This window comes from Vibrio sp. FF266 (assembly GCF_041439695.1).
In the GTDB taxonomy this organism is placed as follows: Bacteria; Pseudomonadota; Gammaproteobacteria; order Enterobacterales; family Vibrionaceae; genus Vibrio; species Vibrio tasmaniensis_A.
Genome location: NZ_JBGOOO010000087.1, coordinates 1 through 3,870, shown reverse-complemented (window position 1 = coordinate 3,870; position 3,870 = coordinate 1). Strand labels below are relative to the sequence as shown.

The window sequence follows — 3,870 nt, the reverse complement described above, 5'->3', positions numbered from 1 at the left end:
AATACCGGCGCCCTCGCCAGACACGAAACCACCCTATTCACTCAAACCCCTCACCACCTCTCTAAAGCGCAACAACCCCTCGTTCAACACTACAAACCAGGCATGACACTCACCCATTGGGAGAAAAACAAACCTCAGAGTTTTGTCATCGCCAGTATCGACAAAGAGAGCAACACCATGACCGCACTCAGCAAACGCGATGGACAATCACACACCTTTGACCCGTCCAGTCGCGCCTTTAAGCACATGAAGATGCAAATCAATAAACCGCAAAGTCTCAATATCGCCCAAGGCGAACGCCTTCAAACGCTAGGCAAACACTTCCCTGCTGGCTTGGACGCGAACCAAAGCTACCTTGTCACTCACATTGACAAAGAAAGCCTCACGCTTGAGAGCAAAGGGGAAACGCAGCGCGTCAACTTAGAGAGCCTAAAAGACGCGCCGCTGCAATACGACTACGTTCACGGCGCCCACCATATTGAGCCAAAAGCCCATACTTTACTGTCAGGCAAAGCATTTACCCTATCTAAGCCCCTGATAAACGACCTGACTGAAAAAACAGAGCGCCTTGATATCTTCACCGACAAACCAGACAAAGCCCAAAGCGCACTTGAAAAAGAGCAGGTCTCCCCGTCAGCCATTGAGCGTGTACTGCAGACGCAAAACGTCAACGACCGCTACCTAAACGACGCCACCCAAGATTTGCTAAAGCAGGATGTCAGTCAGGCACTGTCAGCACTCGCCAAAGCGCAAAACGCCCCGCTCATCGAAAAAGCGGTCAGCTTTGCCCTGAACCACCTCTCAGAGCGAGAAGCGGCTTTTAGCCAAAAAGCCTTAGTAGTGGAAGCGGTGCGTTACGCCTTTGAAGAAGCCGGAGGCTCTATTACCAAAGAGCAGGTTGAAACAGAGCTGACTAAACGCAGCAACACCCTCTCTGCAGAGTACAGTGACGGCACACGCTGGACGACGCACGCCGCGCTGGAGACTGAAAAGCGCATCTTACAAAACATCGATGATGGTAAAGGCCAACATCAACCTTTTGCAACGCCTAAGCAGGTGCAAGACTTTTTCGATACCAAGCCTCGCTTAACCCAAGGGCAAAAGGACGCCATCACCCTTATCTCAACCACCAAGGACAACTTTGTGGCCATCCAAGGGTTAGCCGGTACAGGTAAGTCCACCCTGCTTGAATCCAATATTGAACTTATCCAGTTAGTCAAAGAAGCCAGCCAGCAGCCAGAGCAAAGCGTCATCGGTCTTGCGCCCACGCACGCCGCGGTAGCAGAGCTCGAAAGCAAAGGCGTGAAAGCGCAAACCCTGGAAAGCTTGCTCTCTGACATCCGACAAGGCAATCGAGAAGCCAGTGACTATCAACACACCTTGTTCTTTCTCGATGAAAGCTCCATGGTCAGCAATAAGCAAGCCGATGAGTTCACAAAGCTGGTCAATGACAGTCAGTCCAAAACAGTCAAATTGGGCGATAAAGAGCAGTTGTTATCGCTCAGTGCCGGTAAACCCTTTGAGCTGGCCATAAGTCAAGGGCGCATCGATACCGCTTACATGACCGATATGGTACGCCCACAAAATGACACTTTGCACAATGCACAGCAAAACACCATTGATAAACAGCCGCTCAGCGCCCTAGATAAACTCCAGCAGCAAGCCCCTGATACCCAAGGCAACAGCCAGCATGTCATTTCTACGCTGGATGAAAACGACAAAGACCGACGCAGAGCGCAGCTCACCGCCACAGAGAAGCTGCCCTATGTGGTCGCCAAAGACTATTTAGAGCGCACCCCAGAAACCAGAGAAAACACGCTTATCATCGCTTACACCAACAAGGAGCGTGACACCATCACCGAATACATCCGTGTCGGGTTAATGAAAAATAATGACCTTGGCAAAGAAAATATCATTGCAACCAGACTGCGCTCTATCGGGGCAACCGGAGAAGAACTCACCACCATGATGCCCTATCAAAAAGGCTTAGTACTGAGCACCAGGCCCGGTGAGTACGCGACAATCACTCACGTTGACTCAGAGCATGGCGTGGTGACACTTCAAGACGCAGCGACAGGTAAGACTAGGCCATTCTTACCGCGCAACCGTGACCACCGCTTCACCACCCTGTTCTCTGCGTCAGAAAAGCCACTTTCGACGGGCGATAAAATCATCACGCGCTTTACCGATAAAAGTCGTGACATCAAAGCCAACGTCGAATACCGCATCACGCAAGCCAATGAGGAAGGCATCAAAGCGCAATCCAAAACAGGACAAGCGCTCACCATTAACCCCAACGAGCTTAAAGACGGGCATTGGGACTACGCTTACAGTCGAACCGCAGACATGGCGCAAGGGTCCACCTATCAACACGTCATTAGCGCGATACAAAGCAAAGGCGCACTGACCAACTTAAGACGCGCCGGTATCGATGTCACCCGTGCCAGTCAGCACATTCGCCTCTATACCGACAACACCAAACAACTGGTCAAAAGCTGGCTCTCTAAAGAAAGCCATAAAGCCAGTGCAATAGAAACCCTCAACCAAACGCCCCCCAAAGACACCACCTACTTTAACCGAAATGCCCTCCCTCACGAGGACGTTCGGTTCCAAAATAAAAGCGGTGACTTTGACTACGCCCTATTTAAAGAGCACATCAAGACGCAGCTACCCAAATACACAGAAAGCCTCGCCGTTCAGTTATTAGGAAATCCGAATCAATCCAAATCAGACCGTGATTATTTAACCTTTGGCCTTGGAAAATCGGCGATTAAAGTGACCCTAACTGGAGAATATCGTGGGTATTTTAAAGACTACACCACAGGCGAAAAAGGCGCATTGATTAACCTTATAATGAGTCATAAGGAAATGAACTATAAAGCCGCGATGAATGAAGCGCACAAGATGCTAAACGAACCGGACAAATATCAATTGGAGGAAAACAGTAAGCACGACAAATTACTGAGCACCACACCAAGGCATATTGCGCAGTTTGAAGAACGGGCTAAGGATTATATCAATCAAAGCTTACCGATGGATAACACACTGGCCCAAACGTACTTAAACAAGCTCGGTGTCAATAACATTGAAAATAACCAGGTTAAGTTCCACCCAGCGGTCTATTCATCCGAAGATAGATCTCTTCATCCTGCCATGTTAACTAACATTCACAATAAAGAAGGTGAAACCAAAGCCATTGAAGTGACCTATTTAGACACTCAAGGCAATAAAGACACCTCCTTAGATATTAATCCAAGAACACTAGGAACAAAGTCCAAACAATTAACCCAATTCCATCAAGGAGAGAATTTAAACACCACCATCATCAGCACATCGATAGAAAACTCGTTTTTAATTCGAGACCAAACCCAAGGGCAGATTGACATTATCAACGTCAATCACAAGAACGACATTCAAAACATCTCCATCGATGAACTGAGACAGAACATCATTATTGTATTAAATCACGGCAACCACGATTTAAACCCGAACAACATTGAGAAAATCGTCGAGAACTTTAATGGACGAGACATTCAATTCATGTCAGACGATAATCTTAAAGAGGACATTAAATCGTGCATTAACAAATTAGAGCGAGATAACAGTGCACATAACATTGAATTAAATGAGACGCACACTTCTCATCAAGAGAGCGAATTAGACACCCTCAACTATAATGAGAAAAAAGAAACCGACAGCCAATCACTCGACCACTTTGAGCCAAAAGAATATTCACCTCAACAAGAGATGGAATTTAATCACTCAGAGAAAGAGAGTCAGTGGGAAGACAGAGAAATCGACAGAGAGTTAGAGCAATAATAAAAGGGTAGCCAATGGCTACCCTTTTTTTTCGCCTTCAAGATATTCATC

Annotated in this window: 1 protein-coding gene; it reads left to right on the top strand. The window is 47.4% G+C overall.

All coding sequences use genetic code 11. From position 1 onward, the window contains the following. Window positions 1-3,819 (top strand): conjugative transfer relaxase/helicase TraI (gene traI / locus ACED59_RS24170; RefSeq protein ID WP_371731387.1); only part of this gene is annotated, 3,819 nt, incomplete at its 5' end. Window positions 3,820-3,870 lie beyond the last annotated feature (51 nt).